We start from the raw sequence: 16692 nt of genomic DNA on the forward strand, positions 1-16692 counted from the left end.
GACGGTGGCATCGCAGCGGGGCTCAGCGGGGGGCCGGGGCAGGGCTGGAGGTCGGGGCCGCCGTGCCAGCGCCGCCAGCGGGGGGCATCCGCTCGATCGTCTCCACTTCGAAGCTCACCCCAGCGGCCCGCAGAGCCTCGGTGACCACTTCGGCCGGAGCCGAGGGGTCAGCCCCGGGCAGCTTGATGGTGATCCGGTAGGCGGCGGAAGCGGCGGCTGGCTTCACCGGCTTGGAGGCAATCTCCTCAGCGGGCTTGGCGGCACCGGCTCCAGGGGGCTTGGCGGCGGCAGCCACACCAGGCTTGGCCGCTGCGTCAGCGTTGGGCGGGGCCGGAGACGCCGGCGTGGCGGAGGCCGTGGCGGGCGCAGGTGCGGGGCCGGACGCCGCAGCTCTAGGGGTGGCGCCAGCCCCGGCGGCTGGCGGGGCCGGGGCGCCGAAGCTGCCGGCAAGGCGCTCACCCAGGGGGGTATCACTGCAACCGGCCAGAGCGGCGAGCAGCAAGGCCACCAGACCCACCTGGCTCAGCCCACGGACGAGGGGGCGGGCCATCAGCCCGAGCCGGCCTGAATGATCCGCACCGCGCTGGCCCTGGGGCGGCCGGTCTTGGTGGTGGAGGGGATCTTGGGCTTACTGGCGGCGTCGGCTTTGGCCTTCGGCTGTGCCTTGGGCTTGGCCTTCGAAGTGGTGCTGGCGGCGGTTTTCGTCGCACCAGCCTTGGTGGTCTTGCCCTTGCCCTTGCCGCTGGCGGCCTTGGCCGCCAGCAAGTCCACGGCCTGCTCAATGGTGATGGCCTCGGCACCCATCCCCTCGGGCAGGGAGGCATTGACCTTGCCCTGCTTCACGTAGAGGCCATAGGGGCCATCAAAAACCTGGATGGCTTCGCTCCCTCCCTCGGGGGTGCCCAGATCCTTCAGGGCGGTGCGCCCGCCCTGACCTCGCTTGGGCATGGCCAGCAGCTCCAGGGACCGCGAGAGGTCCACCACCAGCACATCGTCCTCGCCCTTGAGCGAGCGGTAATCCTTTTCCCCCTTGCCCTTGTCGTGCACCACATAAGGGCCGAACCGCCCCAGACCCGCCTGCACCTTGCCGCCCTCGGGGTGTTCCCCCAGCAGCCGTGGCAGGCGCAGCAGACCGAGGGCATCCTCAAGACTGATTTCATCGGGCTTGAGGCCCTTGGGAAGGGAGGCCCGTTTGGGCTTGGGGACCTCATCGCTCGCCTGGCCCCGCTGCAGATAGGGCCCGTACTGACCGAAGAGCAGGTAGATGGCCTCGCCGGTGTCCGGATCGACGCCGATCGATTCCGGCCCCTCGCTCTTCTGGCGCAGGATCAGCTCGGCCTGTTCGCCGTCGAGTTCTCCGGGGGTGATTTCCTGGGGCAGGGTGGCCTTGATCAGCTCTTCGCTGCCGTCGGCGCCCACCTTCTTGGCTTCCAGGTAGGCACCAAAGCGTCCGATCCGCACCACACAGGGGAGACCCTCCAGCACGATCGTGCGTGAAACGGTGGGGTCGATGTCGTCCTCCCGCTGCTGAACCTGAGTTTCCAGGCCCTTCTCACCCTTGTAGAAGCCGGTGAGGTACGGGAGCCACTCCAGCTTGCCGGTGGAGATCTCATCAAGGCTTGACTCCATCCGGGCCGTGAAACTGGTGTCCACCAGGTCGGGGAAGTGGCCCTCCAGCAGGGCGGTCACAGCGAAGGCCGTGAAACTGGGGGTGAGGGCATTGCCGCCGAGGGTGGCGTATCCGCGATCCACGATCGTGCCGATGATGCTGGCGTAGGTGGAGGGTCGGCCAATGCCTTCCTTCTCCAGCATCTTCACCAGAGCGGCCTCGCTGTAGCGCGCCGGGGGCTGGGTCTGGTGGCCGAGGGCTTCCACCCCGGCGCAGGCCGGCCGATCATCCACGGCGAGGGAGGGCAGCAGCACCTCCTGGCCTTCGAGGGCGGCGTCGGGATCGTCGCTGCCCTCCACGTAAGCCCGGAAGAAGCCGGGAAAGTCGATGCGCTTGCCGCTGGCGCGGAAGCTGGCCTCCGCCACCTGCAGTTCCACGCTCAGCATCGTCAGCCGCGCTTCGGCCATCTGGGACGCCACCGTGCGCTTCCAGATCAACTCGTAGAGGGCCAGATCCTTGCCGTCGAGGCCCGTGTCCCTGGGGGTGCGGAAGGCGTCGCCGGAGGGGCGGATCGCCTCGTGGGCCTCCTGGGCGTTGCGAGCCTTGGTGGTGAATTGCCGCGGGGCTGGGCTCAGGTAGTCCTTGCCGTACTTCTCGCTGACGCAGGAGCGGGCCGCATTGATGGCCTGGTCGGAGAGGTGCACCGAGTCGGTGCGCATATAAGTGATGAAACCGCGCTCATAGAGCCCCTGGGCGGTGCGCATGGTGTCGCGGGCCGAGAGACGCAACTTGCGGTTGGCCTCCTGCTGCAGGGTGCTGGTGGTGAAGGGCGGCACCGGCTTGCGCGTGGTGGGCTTGGCCTCCACCTCCGCCACCCGCCAGGGCTGGCTGAACACCGTCTCGCGCAGGCTGCGGGCTTCCGACTCCTCCAGCAGGCGCACCTTGCTGCCGGCCTTGAGGGCGCCGGTGGTTTCGTCGAAATCAGACCCGCCGGCGATCTTCTCGCCAGCCACATGGGTGAGCTTGGCGTCAAAGCCCGTGCCCTGATGCTCCAGGCGGGCCTTGAGATCCCAGTAGGAGCCGCTGCGGAAGGCCCGGCGGGCCCGCTCCCGCTGCACCAGCAACCGCACCGCCACCGACTGGACCCGGCCGGCGGACAGGCCCCAGGCCACCTTCTTCCAGAGCAGCGGGGAGAGGGTGTAGCCCACGAGCCGATCGAGGATGCGGCGGGTTTCCTGGGCATGGACCAGCTCCATGTCCAGATCGCGGGTCTCCTGGAGGGCGCGGCTGATCGCCTCCTTGGTGATCTCGTGAAACACCATCCGCTTGACGGGCACCTTGGGGTTCAGCAGCTGCTGCAGGTGCCAGCTGATGCTCTCCCCCTCCCGGTCCTCGTCCGTGGCCAGCAGCAGCTGATCGGCCCCCTTGAGGGCCTCCTTCAGCTCCTTGACCACCTTCTTCTTGTCTTTAGGAACCACGTAGAGCGGTTCGAACTGGCTGGCCGTGTTGACGCCGAGGTTGGCCCACTTCTCGCCCTTGTGGGCCGCCGGAATCTCGCTGGCGTTGTTGGGCAGATCACGCACGTGTCCCATCGACGCCTCGACCCGGAAGTCCTTCGGCAGGTAGCCGCGGATGGTGCGGGCCTTGGTGGGGCTCTCGACGATGACCAGCGTGTGCGCCACAGGCAGGCATGAACCGGTCCCCTCTTTATCGCATCGGGGGGCCACCCTGCCAAACGAGGCCACAAACAAGTCCTGCCATCGCGGCTACAGTCCGCAGCATCACGCCCTGCCATAGACCAGTGATGACGGTGTTTTGCGCCCTGACCGGTGGAGCAGCTCCGGTCATCACGGCCCTGCAGCTCAACGCCGGTGCCATCGCTCCGGAAACCGCCGTGCTGGTGGCCCTGCTGGCGTGCCTGCTGGTGGATCTCGCCGGCGAGGAGGCCGCCAGCCGCTGGGTGCCTCCCATCTGTTATGGGGGCCTGGGCACCGCGTTGGTGCTGCTGGCCCTGCAATGGGACGCCCCCCTGGAGCCTTCGTTCCTGGGCTCTTTCTTGGCCGACAACCTGGCCATCGCCTTCCGCGGTGTGGTGGCCGCCTCCACCCTTCTCTCCCTGCTGATCAGCTGGCGCTACGTGGAGCGCAGTGGCACACCGGTGGGGGAATACGCCGCGATCCTGCTGGCGGCCACCCTCGGGGCGATGTTCCTCTGCGGGTCCACCGACCTGGTGAGCATCTTCATCTCTCTGGAAACCCTCTCGGTCTCGAGCTATCTGCTCTCTGGCTACATGAAGCGGGATGCCCGCTCCGGCGAGGCCGCCCTCAAGTACCTGCTGGTGGGCTCGGCCGCCGCAGCGGTGTTCCTCTACGGCGCCTCGCTGCTCTACGGCCTCACCGGTGGTGAAACCAGTCTTGAGGCGGTGGGCCTGGCCCTGCAGACCAGCGCCACCCCGGTCACAGCCCTCGCCCTGGTGTTCGTGCTGGCCACGGTGGCCTTCAAGATCGCGGCGGTGCCCTTCCACCAGTGGACCCCGGATGTCTACGAGGGTTCACCCACCCCCGTGGTGGCGTTCCTCTCGGTGGGCTCTAAAGCCGCTGGCTTTGCCCTGGCCCTGCGCCTGCTGGTGGGCTGCTTCGAAAGCTTCGATGCCCAGTGGAAGGTGCTGTTCACGGTGCTGGCGGTGCTGAGCATGACTCTGGGCAACGTGGTCGCCTTGGCCCAGACCTCAATGAAACGAATGCTGGCCTACAGCTCCATCGGCCAGGCCGGCTTCGTGATGATCGGGCTGGTCTGTGGCACCGAGGACGGCTACGCCGCGATGGTGCTCTACATGGCCGCCTATCTGTTCATGAACCTGGGCGCCTTCGCCTGCATCATTCTCTTCTCCCTGCGCACCGGCAGCGATCGCATCTCCGACTATGCGGGCCTCTATCAGAAGGATCCGCTGATCACCCTGGGCCTGAGCCTCTGCCTGCTCTCCCTGGGCGGAATCCCGCCGATGCTGGGCTTCTTCGGCAAGATCTATCTCTTCTTCGCCGGCTGGGCCGATCAGCAATACCTGCTGGTGGTGGTGGGCCTGATCACCTCGGTGGTGTCGATTTACTACTACATCTCCGTGATCAAGATGATGGTGGTGAAGGAGCCCCAGGAGGCCTCAGATGTGGTCAAGGCCTACCCGGAAATCAGCTGGAGCCTCACTGGCATGCAACCCCTGCGGGCGGCCCTAGTGGGCTGCGTGCTGGTGACCGCCGTCGGTGGCATCCTCTCCAACCCCCTGTTCACCTGGGCCAATGCCGCCGTCACAGGTACACCGATGCTGCAGCACGCCATCGCGGCCAGTGAATCCGCCGCCGCGGCCCTGGGATGAGTGGCCAGAGCGCGCCGGCAATCTCCTCTCGCCCCGGTCCCAGCCAGGCGGGCGCAAGCGAACCCGTGGCGCAGCTGCAGCACATCAGCAAGATCTACGGCTCGGGTGATACCGAGGTACGGGCCCTCGACGACCTCTGCCTTACGGTGGAGCCGGGCGATTACCTCGCGGTGATGGGTACCTCCGGTTCGGGCAAAAGCACGGCCATGAACATCATCGGCTGCCTGGATCGGCCCACCTCCGGCACCTATCTCTTGCGGGGTATTCCCGTGGAGCAGCTGGATGACGACGCCTTGGCGGACCTGCGCAATCGCAGTCTGGGCTTCGTGTTCCAGCAGTTCCATCTGCTGCCGCACATGAGTGCCCTCGACAATGTGATCCTGCCGATGGTCTACGCCGGCATTCCGGCCAAGGAACGTCGAGAGCGGGCCGTGGAGGCTCTGGAGCGGGTGGGACTAGCGCAGAGGCTGCACAACAAGCCCAATGAGCTCTCAGGAGGTCAGCAACAGCGGGTGGCCGTGGCCAGGGCGATCATCAACCAGCCGGCCCTGCTGCTGGCCGATGAGCCCACCGGGGCCCTCGATTCCCACACCACCCAGGAGGTGCTCGAGATCTTCGACGACCTCCACCGTCAGGGAATGACGGTGGTGCTGGTGACCCACGAAGACGACGTGGCAGAGCGGGCCCAGCGGGTGGTGCATTTCCGCGACGGCCACATCGCCGATTGATCCTGAACCAAGGGCAGGATCAGCCGGGCTGCTGAAGCGGGGCCACGGGTCGCTCCAGGCTCTGCAGCAACTGACCCATCAACAGGGCGATGGCATCGGGGCCACCGGCTACCGTCGCTCCGCCGGGGTCGAGCATGCCGGGGTCCACCGCCACCCAGCCCCCATTCTCAGGCAGCCGCAATTCGAAATGGAGGTGGGGACCCGTGCTCAGACCGGTGCTGCCTACCCGGCCGATCACGGTGCCCTGCTTCACCTGTTCCCCCTCTTTGACATAGAGCTCAGAGAGGTGCCCGTAGAGGGTGCGGCGCAGGGGATTTCTGTGCTCGATCTCCACTGCCAACCCGTAGCCACCGGCCACGCCGCTGCTCACCACCCGCCCACTGAGGGCAGCCACCACGGGGGTGCCCTCCGGAGCCGCCAGATCCTTGCCGGCGTGCATCAGCCAGCTGCCCAGCACCGGGTGCAGACGCCAGCCGAAGCCACTGCTGGTGACGGCCGAGCCGATCAGAGGGAAGAGCAGACCCCGGTTGCCATTGCCCACCAAGGGAGCGGGGCGGGGGGTGACACCGAAGACATCACTGAGGCGGAAACTGCCGCCGGCGCCGGAGAGCAGAGCAGAGACGGGCACCGTGATCGGCGGCAGGGGTACGCCGTCGCTGCCGAGGCGGCCCATGCCAGCCAGCAGTGCTCCGCTGGCCTTGCCGTCGTTGTCGAGGCGCTCCTCCTGGAGGGGATTGCGGCCGCGCCAGCGCACCGACACACCGGTGCGGCATTCCTGCTCGGAGAGGGCGCCACTGCTGCAGGCCTGCTGATGGGCTGGAAGTTCACCGGGCCGCAGGGCGCCGCTGGACTGCACCCGGTTGCGCTCGGCAGGGGTGACGACCCCCTGACGCACCAGGTCGTCAAGCGACTGATCAAAGCGACGGGGCCGGGCCTGGGGGACCTGATCAAAGCTCGGCTTCAGCGGAGCTGGGGAATCGTTGGCCAGGCGGGGGGAGAGGGTGCGGGGAGCTGGTGCCTGGCTCTGGGGCGCGGTCGGCAGAGGCGAGGCGACCGGCGAGGCAGACTCCCCGGGGGCAGCCAGCTCAGCGGGTGGCTGCAACTGGGCCAGGCTCAAGGGGGCTGACGCCAGCACCAGGGAGCCCAGCAGCAGGCGCGAGTGCCAGGGGTTGCAACGCAAACGAAAAACCGAATCCACTGCCAGGAGCATAAGAAACCCCCACGGTGTTCAGCCGCACAACTGACCCCGGCCCGTCAGAAGCTTCGCCTCAGCAGGATCCGCTCCCCCGGCCGCCTGAGCACCAGAGCGCCATCCACGTTCAGGCCCTCCACCTGCCAGCGCTCCTGGCGATAGGTCACCCCTTCAGAGGGCACCAGCAGGCGGCGTTCCGCCAGGTCACGCACCAGCTCAGGGCTCGTGCTGCGGAACACCGCCCACTCCAGCGCGGCGAGCACCCGAGCCGCCAGCGCCGGCACGTCGCTGTCCCTGGTGCGGCGCGCAAGGGCCTCCAGCAGGCTGATGGCCCCGGCCGGCACCCGGTTGCGACCATTCACACCCACCCCCACCCGGGCGAGACGAATCGAGGGACCACGCAGGCTCAGGCGCGGCAACAGGCCCGCCAGTTTGCGACCGTCCACCAGCAGATCGTTGGGCCACTTGAGCTGGACGGCCAGTCCGAGGGCTTCGAGCTGCAGAGACAGGCCCACGGCCACCGCCAGCCCCAGCGCCGCAGTGGTGGCCGGCGCTTCAGGCCAGGGCAGGGCAGCGCTCAGCCACACCCCACCGGGCGGGGAGATCCAGGGGCGACCCCGCTGACCATGGCCGAATCGCTGCCGGCCGGCCAGCAGGGCCAACGGGGGCTGAGCGCCGCCGGCCAGGGCCTGGTGGAGGCTCTGCTCGGTGCTGGCGCAGCAGGGCCACCACAGCAGCCGCCAGGGCAGCGGTGGAACCCCAGAAGCCGCTGGGGACCGATGCAGCAGGGCAGCCTCATGGAGCCGGGCCACCTGAATCCGGCCGATCACGGCATGGTCAACCGCTGGGACTCAGGGCCCCATCGAGGCAGCGCAGCCACTGGCCGATCCGCTCGGCGCCAGCCTCCAGCTCCTCCACCGGGTGCACCAACGCCAGCCGCATCCAGCCTTCGCCGCTGGGGCCGAAGCCGTTGCCAGGGGTCAGGGCCACGCCGGTGGCCTCCAGCAGGGCCGCGCAGAACGACTCTGAATCCAGACCCCGGGCCCTCGCCACCTCCGGCAGGCCCAACCAGAGGTAGAGGGCCATCGAGGGGAGCCGCAGCGACCAGCCCTGGGCCGCCAGGGCCGCCGCCATGCGGTCGCGGCGCAGCCGGTACACCTCCCGCAATTGCGCCGGCCACTCGGGCGCCTGCTCCAGGGCAGCGATGGCACCGGCCTGCAGGGCCAGGGACTGGTTGAAATCAACCACTCCCTTGAGCTGGCGCAGGGCGGTGATCAGGGGCTCGGCTCCAATGGAGAAGGCCAGGCGGAAGCCCCCCAGGCACCAGCTCTTGGAGAAGGAGAAGAACTCGATGCCGCAGCTGCGCCAGTGGGGATTGCACAGCAGGGCCGGCGCCTCACCCTCCAGGGCCAGATCCAAGTAGGGATTGTCGTGGGCGAGCACGAAGCCGTGGCGCTGGGCCCGCGCCACAGCCTGATCCAGCCAGCCCTGCTCCCCCACCGTGGCCGTGGGGTTGTGGGGGTAGCCGAGGACCATCAGCCGCAGCTGATCCCAGGCAGACGGAGGAATCGCCTCGAACTGGGGCTGCCAGCCTTGATCGGCGCGCAGGGGCAGCAATTCGGTTTGGGCCGAGGCCAGGTGCAACCCACCGCGGTGGGAGGGGTAGTAGGGGTCCAGCAACAAGGCGGAGTCGCCGGGGTTCAGCACCGCCAGGGGCAGATGGGCCGTGCCCTCCTGGGAGCCCACCAGCAGCAGCACCTCCCGCTCGGGGTCAACCGTCACGCCGAAGCGGCGCTGGGCCCAGGCCGCCACAGCCTCGCGGAACGGCAGGGTGGCGCCATGGAGGCAGTAGGAGGCGCTGCTGGGCTGCCGCAGGGCCTTGGCCATGGCCTCCAGGGCCACCGGCGGCGGGGGCAGGTCGGTGGAGCCGAGGGATAGATCCAGCAGCGCCGGCAGGCCGGCGGACAGCTGAGGATTCAGCAGGCTCTCGCTGTAGGCGATCTTGCGGCGGTCATTGCGGGCGAAGACCCCCTGACCGAGGCGGCTGACCCGTTCAGAGATGCGCATCCAGGAAGGCCTTGAGCTGGGGTTTGGCCATGGCGCCCTCATGGCGGGCGAGTTCCTGGCCGCCTCGGAAGAGGATGAGGGTGGGGAGACCCTGGATCTTCTGGCTGTCGCGGGCGGTGGGATTGGGGTCGGCTTCGAGTTTTCCCACCAGCAGGGTATTGCCGTACTCAGCTGCCGCCCAGTCCATCAGGGGTGCCATCAACCGGCAGGGACCGCACCACGGGGCCCAGACATCCACCAGCACCGTGCCGGTGGCGGCGAGCACGTCAGCCTCGAAATTGGCATCGGTGAAAACGGCAACGGCCACGGACCCGGTTCAGTTATCGCGATTGTATGGAGCCGGGTCGGGCCAGCAGGGGATCGGCTGCCGCGGCGGGGCTCAGAGCTTGTCGATCGAGCGCTTCAGCTCCTCGAGCTCGGCGTCCACCTGGGCCGCCTGAACGGGCTCCAGCTTGGGCGGTTCAGCGCTGATGGGCAGCAGCGGTTCCGCCGAGGCACCTCCCTCAAGCCGATTGCGCAGGGCGGCCAGCTCATCATCCACATCGCTGCCGCCTTCCAGGGCGGCGAACTGGCTCTCCAGATCGGCCCCGGCCAGTTCCGCGGCGGCCTGGCTGCGAGCCTCAAGGGCCTGCACCTTCTCCTCCATCTGATCGAAGGCGGCCATCGAGGAGTTGGTGCCCAGGTTGCCGACGGCGCTCTGCAGCTGCTCCTGGGCCTGGGCCGCCTGGGCGCGGGCTTTGAGCATGTCCTTTTTGGTCTTGGCCTGGGCGATCTTGCCCTCAAGGGCCGTGAGGCTGCGCTTGAGGGTGTCGACCTGGCCGGCCTGGCCGTTGAGCTGGTTGTTGAGGGCTGTGGCTGTTTCTTGATAGGTCTTGCGGCGGCTGAGGGCCTCACGGGCGAGGTCTTCCTCACCTTTCTTGAGGGCCAGTTCAGCGCGCTCGTACCAGGTGCGGCTCTGGGATTCGGCCTGTTCGGCCTGGTTCTGGATCCGCTTCTGGCTGGCAATGGCGCTGGCCACGGCCTGGCGCAGTTTCACCAGGTCGGACTGCATGTCCGCCACGGATTGATCCAGGATCTTGGAGGGATCCTCGGCCTTGCTGACCAAGTCGTTGAGGTTGGCCCGCAGCAGGCGGCTGAGCCGGTCAAAGAAGCCCATGGGTCGAGGAGGGGGCAAACCGGAGGGTAGCCGCTGTGGCCCGTCGCACCATGGACGGTTGCCCGCACCCTCACTCCCTAACCTCAGTCCATGGCCAGGGCTCCACGGGATCAGGTGCGCCGGATCGGCAACGTCAGCGTGCTGATGCCGGCAGCGCCCGCACCGATCGTGGCCGTGGGGTCCTGCCTGGAGCAGATGCAGCAGGAGTGGCGCCGGGCCGGCAGCCTGGCGGCCCTCTGGCAGGCCTGGCCCAGGATCGCCGGCGACCAGCTGGCCCCCCACTGCCGCCCCCTCAGCCTCCAGGGGGGGGTGCTCACGGTGGGCGCCCAGCATCCCCAGTGGCTGCAGGCCCTGCGCTACAACCGCCATCAACTGCTGGGCGCCCTGAGGGGGTCCGGTTTTCCGGTCCGCGACCTGCGCTTCCGCCAGCACCAGCCCCCTGCCGCCGGCCTCCCCGGAAGCGAGGACATCGCCCGGGTCTGGGCCGCCCATCCCAGCCGGGTGGACGTGCACGGTCTGGCGCTCTGCCCGGCCTGCGGCACCCCCGCCCCAGCCGGTGAACTGGCTCGCTGGGGCCACTGCGGCCTCTGCCGCCGCAACCTGGAGCAGACCGAAGCTCAGTAACGCTCCGGCACCGGCCGCTGCCAGGAGGGCGCCACTCCTGAGGCCCGCAGCTCATCGGCCCGTTGCTGGAGCTGGGCCCGATCGAGCCGCCAGAGTCGGTACAACCCTGAGCGGCCCAGCTCAAGCGGAGCCAGCCCCAGCCAGTGGGGCTCTTGAGCCGTGCGTTGATCGATCACCACCAGCACGGTGGGCTGCGCCTCAGGGGAGCTGGGGCTCAACCCCTGGCGGTGTTCACGCTGCAGGCGCTCGGCCAGGTTCACCAGCGCGGTGGGGGAGATGCCCTCGTAGAGCACCACCTGGCGGGTGTAGTAGTGCAGCGACGGCTTGAGGATGCCCACCATCGCCAGGGGCTCGGAGCCCCGGCGCGCCAGGAGCACCTGCTGGGCCACCGTTCGCACCGGCAGCCCCCTCACGCCGTCTCCAAGGCCCCACATCGGCAGGACCGCCAGCAGGTGGAACAGCACCAGACCCAGCTGGGCGGGCAGCAGCCCCCAGCGCCGCCGCTGCGGCGTCCAGCAGAGCCAGATCCCGGCGCTGGTGGCCAGGCCGAAGCAGACCGCCGCGCGCAGCACCAGCCCACTGGCCAGCAGCTCCCCCGGCAGGGTGGGCATCTCCGGATCGTTGATCAGGGGAATCCAGCGGGGCGAGAGGGTCAGCACCACGGTGAGCAGCCCCATCAGCGCCACAGAGGCCCCCAGGGCCCAGCGGCTGGCCCGCCCGCCCTCGGCGGCGGTGAGGGCGATCAGCAGACCTGCGGCCGGCGTGGCCGGCAACCAGTAACTGGGCAGCTTCGTGGCGGCCAGCGTGAAGAAGATCAGCACCGCCAGCAGCCAGCAGGCGGCGTAACTGGCCAGGGAGCCGGCGGGCTCGGGCCGGGAGGCGCCCCCGGTCAGCGGAGCGTTCCAGCGGCGCCTCCAGCGGCCCAGGGCCCTGAGCAGCCCCAGCAGCAGCAGGGGGGTGAAGGGAAGGCCGGCCACCAGCAGCACCGGCGCGAAGTACCACCAGGGCTGCAGGTGCTGGTTCACCACCGTGGTGAAACGCTGCAGGTTGTGGTAGCCGAAGAAGCTGTTCCAGAAGGCTTCGCCCTCCACCGCCAGGGCCGCCAGATACCAGGGCAGGGCCACCACGGCCGTCAGCGCCAGCCCCGGCAGGGGCCGCAGCCGTCGCCAGAGCCCCCCCAGGCGACGCTGGCTGAGCCCGAACCCCAGCAGGGTCAGTCCCGCCAGGGCCAGGGCCACAGGCCCCTTGGCCAGCACCGCCAGGCCCAGCACGGCCCAGCCGGGCCAGACCGCTCGGCTGGGCTCGGCCCAGCCCTGCCAAAACAGCAGCAACGCCACCGCCAGGCAGCCGGTGAGCAGGGCATCACTGACGGCGATCCGCCCCCAGAGCAGGATCAGCGGCGAGAGGGCGAAGGCCAGGACCGCCCCCAGGGCGGTGCAGGCGGAGCGCAGCCCCCCGCTCGACTGGGGCCAGCGCAGCAGGGTGTATCCCAGGCTGAGCATCACCCCGATCACCGACAGGGCCGAGGGCAGGCGGGCCGCCCAGGTGCCCAGGGGGTTCCACTGCTCCTGGCCGGGGATCGCATAGACCAGCCCCATCAGCCAGTAGATCAACGGCGGCTTGTCGTAGCGGGGCAGCCCATTGACGTGGGGAATCAGCCAGTGGCCGGTTTCTGCCATGGCCCGGGCGGAGGCGGCGAACAGGGGGGGCGTTTCATCCACCAGCCCCGTGGCGCCGAGCTGCCAGAGGAAGAGGGCGATTCCCAGCACCAGAACCAGAGCCAGCACCGCCCAGCGGCCTGCGGTGAGTGGGCCCCCATCCGGGGAACGGGAAGGGGACGGGGACACGGGGGCGCCTGAGTCGCAGCGAACCTAGGCCGGGCGCAGACCGTCACGGATCCAGGTCTCAATCCGCTCGGCGAAGGCCTCCCTGGAGGCATGGCGCTCCACCCAGCGGCGGCAGGCGGAGCGCTCCAGTGCCGCCGAGCCCCGGGCCGCCAGTGTCAGGGCTTCCACGTCGTCGGCGGGCACCAACAGGCCGGTGACCCCAGGCACGATCAGCTCGCCGGGGCCGCCTCGGGCATAGGCCACCACAGGCACGCCGCAGGCCATCGCCTCCACCACCACGTTCCCGAAGGCTTCGTTCCACTTGGGTGTGTTCAGCAGCAGGCGGCAGCGGCCCAGCTCCGCCTGCAGCGCCTGGGTGGGCAGAAAGCCGCGCCAGTCGATGGTGCCGGGGGGCACCGAAGCCTCCACAGCGGCCGCGTAGGCGGGGTCCTCCCGCACCCCCCAGACCAGCAGCCGCTCCCCCAGGCGGGCCGCCACCGCCGCCGCATCCTCCAGGCCCTTCTCCGGGGCGATGCGGCCGGCCCAGCCCAGCAGGGGCTCAGCAGCAGGCCGCGCCTGAAAGCTGTAGGCCGAGAGATCGAAGCCATTGCCCACCACCAGCGGTGGAGCGGGCAGGCGGAAATCACCGGCCTGGGCCCTGGTGTGAAAGGCCAGCCGACGCTGGTCGCTGCTGGCCACGGCCTCGATCACCTCATCCATCACCGTCGCCACCGAGCCCATGCTCACCAGGTGAAACAGGGGCGTGGGCAGCAGGGGAGTGAGCCAGAAGGGCAGCCAGTCGTAGGCGAGGTTCAGCACCGCATCGAACTCGCCCTGGTGGGCCTGCACCTGGCGCCAGAGGGCCGGCAACAGCCCGGCGGCGGGAATCTGAACGGGTGCGTCACGGCCCTGGTGCTGCCAGCTGGGCTGATCGACGCCGGCCACCGTCCAGAGCCGGGCTGAGGCGCAGGCCCTCGAGAGCCGCGACCCCTCGGCGGCCAGCACCGTGAGCCTGTGGCCGCGGCCGATCAGACCGGCCACCAGACCCTCGAGGGTGAGTTCCACGCCGCCGCCGCCGCCGGAGCCGAGCGCCCCCACCGGCGTGCTCACCACCAGCAGTCGCCAGGGGGCCGTCATGGCAACAGAGCCGGTGGATCGGCCAGGGCCGGGCGCCAGAGCCGCTGCCGCTGGTTGATTAGCAGCACCGAAACCAGGGCCAGCGCTGAGCCGAACCACTGCAGCGGCAGCAGCCGCTCCTCCAGCAGCAGCAGGCCGCAGAGCAGGGCGAAGACGGGCGTGAGGAAGGTGAGGGCGGTGAAACCGGTGAGGTCACCACGGCTGGCGAACCAGAAGAAAAGCCCGTAGGCCAGGGCGCTGCCCAGCACGCTGGCGTAGGCCATCAGGCCCCACTCCAGGGCACTCCAGGCCGGCCAGAAGGGCGCCGCCGCCCCGTCGAGACAAGTGACGCTTAGCGAGCCGAGCAGCAGGGGCGCCCCGCCGATCAGCATGTGCCAACCGGTGACGACCACCGGATCGCTGCCACGACTGGCGTAGCGGCAAAGCACGGTGCCCACCGCCATGGCCACCGCCGCCCCCAGCATCCAGGTCTCGCCATGGCTCCAGGGATGCAGACCCAGGACCTGGGGGCCATCCAGCCACCAGTGCCGCAGCAGAGGTGCCGGCAGGCCCAGGCAGGCGATGCCGGCCAGACCCAGCAGCAGGCCCGCCCAGCCCACCGGATTGATCGCCTCGCCGAAGAGGCTGCGGGCCAGCAGGGCCACCAGCAGGGGCTGGGAATCGATCAGCACCGAGCCCAGGCCAGCGCCGGTGCTCTCCAGACCGCGGGCCAGCAGGCCCTGGAAGAGGGTCCCGTCCACCAGGGCGAAGGCCAGCAGCCAGGGGCGATCAGCAGCGGCCACCACAAGGGAGCGCCCCTGCAGACGGGCCACCAGCAGCAGCACCAGGGCCGCAGGCAGCAGCCGCATCCAGGCGATCGTGAGCGGGCCGGCCGTCTCGAGCAGAGGTTTCATCGCCGCCATCGCCGTGCCCCAGAGGGCAAAGGGCAGCAGCATCAACAGCCAACGCAGCGGAGGGGTCATCGAAGCGGTCGGCGGTGACCTTTTTAAGATCCAGTGAATCTGAACTGCATCGCATGCCCTGGCCCTGGCGCCGCAAGTCCCGCAAGAGCATGGCGAGGATCGTGATCGAGGGGGCGATCTCCGGCCCCACCCGGGAGCGCGTGGTCAAAGCCCTCCGCCAGGTGGAGGAGAGGGAATTCCCGGCGCTGCTGCTGCGCATCGACAGCCCCGGCGGCACCGTGGGCGACAGCCAGGAGATCCATGCGGCCATCGGTCGCCTGCGCAGCAAGGGCTGCCGCGTGGTGGCCAGCTTCGGCAACATCTCCGCCTCCGGCGGCGTGTATGTGGGAGTGGCCGCCGAGAAGATCGTGGCCAACCCCGGCACAATCACCGGCTCGATCGGCGTGATCCTGCGCGGCAACAACATCTCGAAACTGCTGGAGCGCATCGGCATCAGCTTCGAGACCGTCAAGAGCGGTCTCTACAAGGACATTCTCTCGCCGGACCGGGCCCTGACCGCCGATGAACGGGAGCTGTTGCAGGGTCTGATCGACTCCAGCTACGGCCAGTTCGTTGATGCGGTGGCCACGGGCCGCGGACTCAGCGACAGCGTGGTGCGTGCCTTCGCCGACGGGCGGGTGTTCAGCGGTGCCCAGGCCATGGAACTGGGTCTGATCGACGAGCTCGGCGATGAGGAGCACGCCCGGCGGCTGGCGGCACGGCTGGCCGGTCTGGATGAGGAGAAGACCCAGCCGGTGCTCTTCGGCAAGCCCCAGAAGCGACTGGCCGGCCTGATCCCGGGCCGCAACATGCTGAGGGGCCTGCAGCAGGCCCTCAGCCTGGAGCTGGCCTGGTGCGGCCAACCGCTGTGGCTCTGGCGGCCATGAGCGAGGCCCGGGAGCTGCGGGCGCTGCGGGGCGCCACCACCGCCACCGCCAACACCGCCGCCGCCATCGAAGAGGCGGTGAGTGAACTGCTCGCCAGCCTGATCGACGGCAATGGTCTCAGCGGGGCCTGGGTGCTGTCGGTGACCTTTTCGGTCACCGCCGATCTCGATGCCGGTTTCCCCGCGGCCGTCGCCCGACGGCAGCCCGGCTGGGACGGGGTGGCCCTGCTGGACTGTCAGCAGATGGCCGTGGCGGGCGACCTGCCCCGCTGCATCCGCCTGCTGGCCCACGCCTGGATGGAGCCCACCCGGGTGCCGCTGCACCCCTACCTGCGGCAGGCGGCCCGGCTGCGGCCGGACAGATCCGGTCACAACTGACAGCTGCGCCGCTGCCCCCCGAACGAGCTGCCCCCGCTGGCGCGGGCCGACAATCCAGTTCACACCCGGGCCCGCCTCGCGCTGGCCGACCCTGCTCCCCTCTCCATGACCCTTCCGAACCTGCACCAACGGCTGCGACACCTGAGAGCCCCCTGGTCGAAGCGGGTCGGCCTGCTGATGGCTGCCGCTGGCGTGGGGCTGGGGGCCGTGCTGGCGGGCGCCGGAGCCGGAATCGCTCCGGCCACCAGCCTCGCCCAGGGCACCCCCGGCCTGTTGGAGTTCCGCTGGGACAACAACAAGGACTACCGGCGGCTCTACTTCTTCATGACCGACACCTCGCGCCTGAAGCGGTCGGACTATTACCTGATCCTGCGGCCGAAGGATCGCAAGACGGCGATGCTCAAGCTCACCGTTTCCGTTCCTGATAACTTCGACGCGAAGATCGACCCCAAAGACATCAAGCTCTGCGTGATGAAGGAAGGTGGCATGCTCTCCCGTACCCGCTGCAAGCAAACGATTCCGGCCGTTATCGAGGTGAATGCCAACGGCAAGTCGATCGAGATCTTCCCGGAACGGCCCGTGCCGGTAGATGGCACCATCGGCGTCTACATGTCGCTCTTCAATCCGTTCAACATCGGCATGTACCAGTTCAATGCCCTGGCCCAGGCGCCGGGCGATGTGCCCTTCGGCGGTTATCTGGGCAGCTGGCTGATCCAGATCGACCCCGGAATCGATTGACCCCCGGCTGTTAAGTTGACCAATCGACAACAGGCCTGAC

At 69.2% G+C, this 16692-nt stretch carries 16 protein-coding genes; 6 read left to right on the forward strand and 10 right to left on the reverse strand.

The genetic code is table 11. The features are described 5' to 3' along the window. Nucleotides 1-22: 22 nt before the first annotated feature. Nucleotides 23-550 (reverse strand): hypothetical protein, encoded by a 528-nt coding sequence (locus tag KBY67_RS11865; RefSeq protein WP_255111254.1) that lies wholly within the window; start codon nucleotides 548-550, stop codon nucleotides 23-25. Further along, nucleotides 550-3291 (reverse strand): type I DNA topoisomerase, encoded by a 2742-nt coding sequence (gene topA, locus KBY67_RS11870; RefSeq protein WP_255111255.1) that lies wholly within the window; start codon nucleotides 3289-3291, stop codon nucleotides 550-552. The genes KBY67_RS11865 and topA overlap by 1 nt, the downstream gene beginning before the upstream one ends. A 122-nt stretch (nucleotides 3292-3413) precedes the next feature. Between topA and KBY67_RS11875 the strand changes: the two genes are divergently transcribed. Next, on the forward strand, nucleotides 3414-4979 hold the full coding sequence (locus KBY67_RS11875) for an NAD(P)H-quinone oxidoreductase subunit N (protein WP_255111256.1): 1566 nt from the start codon (nucleotides 3414-3416) through the stop codon (nucleotides 4977-4979). After that, the gene (locus KBY67_RS11880; protein WP_255111257.1) at nucleotides 4976-5707 is read left to right on the forward strand and encodes an ABC transporter ATP-binding protein; all 732 of its coding nucleotides are present in this window, start codon (nucleotides 4976-4978) and stop codon (nucleotides 5705-5707) included. The genes KBY67_RS11875 and KBY67_RS11880 overlap by 4 nt, the downstream gene beginning before the upstream one ends. 19 nt (nucleotides 5708-5726) lie before the next feature. Here the strand turns inward: KBY67_RS11880 and KBY67_RS11885 are convergent, their stop codons facing one another. From KBY67_RS11885 to KBY67_RS11905, 5 genes are all read right to left on the reverse strand, one after another. Further along, nucleotides 5727-6905, reverse strand: a complete 1179-nt coding sequence (locus tag KBY67_RS11885) for a M23 family metallopeptidase (protein ID WP_399214391.1) — start codon at nucleotides 6903-6905, stop codon at nucleotides 5727-5729. 56 nt (nucleotides 6906-6961) lie between these two features. Then, nucleotides 6962-7729, reverse strand: a complete 768-nt coding sequence (locus KBY67_RS11890; RefSeq protein WP_255111258.1) for a biotin--[acetyl-CoA-carboxylase] ligase — start codon at nucleotides 7727-7729, stop codon at nucleotides 6962-6964. Nucleotides 7730-7736: 7 nt separating this feature from the next. Further along, entirely contained in the window at nucleotides 7737-8966 is a 1230-nt protein-coding gene (locus tag KBY67_RS11895; protein ID WP_255111259.1) for an aminotransferase class I/II-fold pyridoxal phosphate-dependent enzyme, read from the reverse strand. Further along, a complete protein-coding gene (locus tag KBY67_RS11900) occupies nucleotides 8953-9273 on the reverse strand; it encodes a thioredoxin domain-containing protein (RefSeq protein WP_255111260.1) in 321 nt (106 codons plus the stop codon). The genes KBY67_RS11895 and KBY67_RS11900 overlap by 14 nt, the downstream gene beginning before the upstream one ends. Before the next feature lie 72 nt (nucleotides 9274-9345). Then, nucleotides 9346-10122: a PspA/IM30 family protein gene (locus KBY67_RS11905; RefSeq protein WP_255111261.1), complete on the reverse strand. Its 777-nt coding sequence runs from the start codon at nucleotides 10120-10122 to the stop codon at nucleotides 9346-9348. 90 nt (nucleotides 10123-10212) lie between these two features. Between KBY67_RS11905 and KBY67_RS11910 the strand changes: the two genes are divergently transcribed. Continuing rightward, the gene (locus tag KBY67_RS11910; protein WP_255111262.1) at nucleotides 10213-10746 is read left to right on the forward strand and encodes a DUF721 domain-containing protein; all 534 of its coding nucleotides are present in this window, start codon (nucleotides 10213-10215) and stop codon (nucleotides 10744-10746) included. Here KBY67_RS11910 and KBY67_RS11915 read toward each other — a convergent pair. The 3 genes from KBY67_RS11915 to KBY67_RS11925 form a co-directional block, all read right to left on the reverse strand. Next, complete coding sequence (locus KBY67_RS11915) at nucleotides 10740-12533, reverse strand: glycosyltransferase family 39 protein (protein WP_255111280.1); 1794 nt, start codon at nucleotides 12531-12533, stop codon at nucleotides 10740-10742. The genes KBY67_RS11910 and KBY67_RS11915 overlap by 7 nt on opposite strands. A gap of 84 nt (nucleotides 12534-12617) precedes the next feature. Beyond that, a complete protein-coding gene (locus KBY67_RS11920; RefSeq protein WP_255111263.1) occupies nucleotides 12618-13709 on the reverse strand; it encodes a glycosyltransferase in 1092 nt (363 codons plus the stop codon). Further along, nucleotides 13706-14671, reverse strand: a complete 966-nt coding sequence (locus KBY67_RS11925; protein WP_255111264.1) for a DMT family transporter — start codon at nucleotides 14669-14671, stop codon at nucleotides 13706-13708. Before KBY67_RS11925 ends, KBY67_RS11920 begins: the two co-directional genes overlap by 4 nt. 53 nt (nucleotides 14672-14724) lie before the next feature. Between KBY67_RS11925 and sppA the strand changes: the two genes are divergently transcribed. From sppA to KBY67_RS11940, 3 genes are all read left to right on the forward strand, one after another. Continuing rightward, nucleotides 14725-15537, forward strand: coding sequence for a signal peptide peptidase SppA (sppA, locus tag KBY67_RS11930; protein ID WP_255111265.1), 813 nt, complete (start codon nucleotides 14725-14727; stop codon nucleotides 15535-15537). Continuing rightward, entirely contained in the window at nucleotides 15534-15914 is a 381-nt protein-coding gene (gene aroH / locus KBY67_RS11935) for a chorismate mutase (protein ID WP_255111281.1), read from the forward strand. Before sppA ends, aroH begins: the two co-directional genes overlap by 4 nt. Before the next feature lie 105 nt (nucleotides 15915-16019). Continuing rightward, complete coding sequence (locus KBY67_RS11940; protein ID WP_255111266.1) at nucleotides 16020-16652, forward strand: DUF2808 domain-containing protein; 633 nt, start codon at nucleotides 16020-16022, stop codon at nucleotides 16650-16652. The last annotated feature ends 40 nt before the right edge of the window (nucleotides 16653-16692 follow it).

It is taken from the genome of Synechococcus sp. RedBA-s, from assembly GCF_024345495.1.
Taxonomy (GTDB): Bacteria; Cyanobacteriota; Cyanobacteriia; order PCC-6307; family Cyanobiaceae; genus Regnicoccus_A.

Excerpts from the sequence above, each read along its gene's own strand:
- KBY67_RS11940 (WP_255111266.1), top strand. The coding sequence starts at position 16,020 with ATGACCCTTCCGAACCTGCACCAACGGCTGCGACACCTGAGAGCCCCC.
- KBY67_RS11925 (WP_255111264.1), bottom strand. The coding sequence starts at position 14,671 with ATGACCCCTCCGCTGCGTTGGCTGTTGATGCTGCTGCCCTTTGCCCTC.
- aroH (WP_255111281.1), top strand. The coding sequence starts at position 15,534 with ATGAGCGAGGCCCGGGAGCTGCGGGCGCTGCGGGGCGCCACCACCGCC.
- KBY67_RS11880 (WP_255111257.1), top strand. The coding sequence starts at position 4,976 with ATGAGTGGCCAGAGCGCGCCGGCAATCTCCTCTCGCCCCGGTCCCAGC.
- KBY67_RS11875 (WP_255111256.1), top strand. The coding sequence starts at position 3,414 with ATGACGGTGTTTTGCGCCCTGACCGGTGGAGCAGCTCCGGTCATCACG.
- KBY67_RS11895 (WP_255111259.1), bottom strand. The coding sequence starts at position 8,966 with ATGCGCATCTCTGAACGGGTCAGCCGCCTCGGTCAGGGGGTCTTCGCC.
- KBY67_RS11905 (WP_255111261.1), bottom strand. The coding sequence starts at position 10,122 with ATGGGCTTCTTTGACCGGCTCAGCCGCCTGCTGCGGGCCAACCTCAAC.
- sppA (WP_255111265.1), top strand. The coding sequence starts at position 14,725 with ATGCCCTGGCCCTGGCGCCGCAAGTCCCGCAAGAGCATGGCGAGGATC.
- KBY67_RS11865 (WP_255111254.1), bottom strand. The coding sequence starts at position 550 with ATGGCCCGCCCCCTCGTCCGTGGGCTGAGCCAGGTGGGTCTGGTGGCC.
- KBY67_RS11920 (WP_255111263.1), bottom strand. The coding sequence starts at position 13,709 with ATGACGGCCCCCTGGCGACTGCTGGTGGTGAGCACGCCGGTGGGGGCG.
- KBY67_RS11910 (WP_255111262.1), top strand. The coding sequence starts at position 10,213 with ATGGCCAGGGCTCCACGGGATCAGGTGCGCCGGATCGGCAACGTCAGC.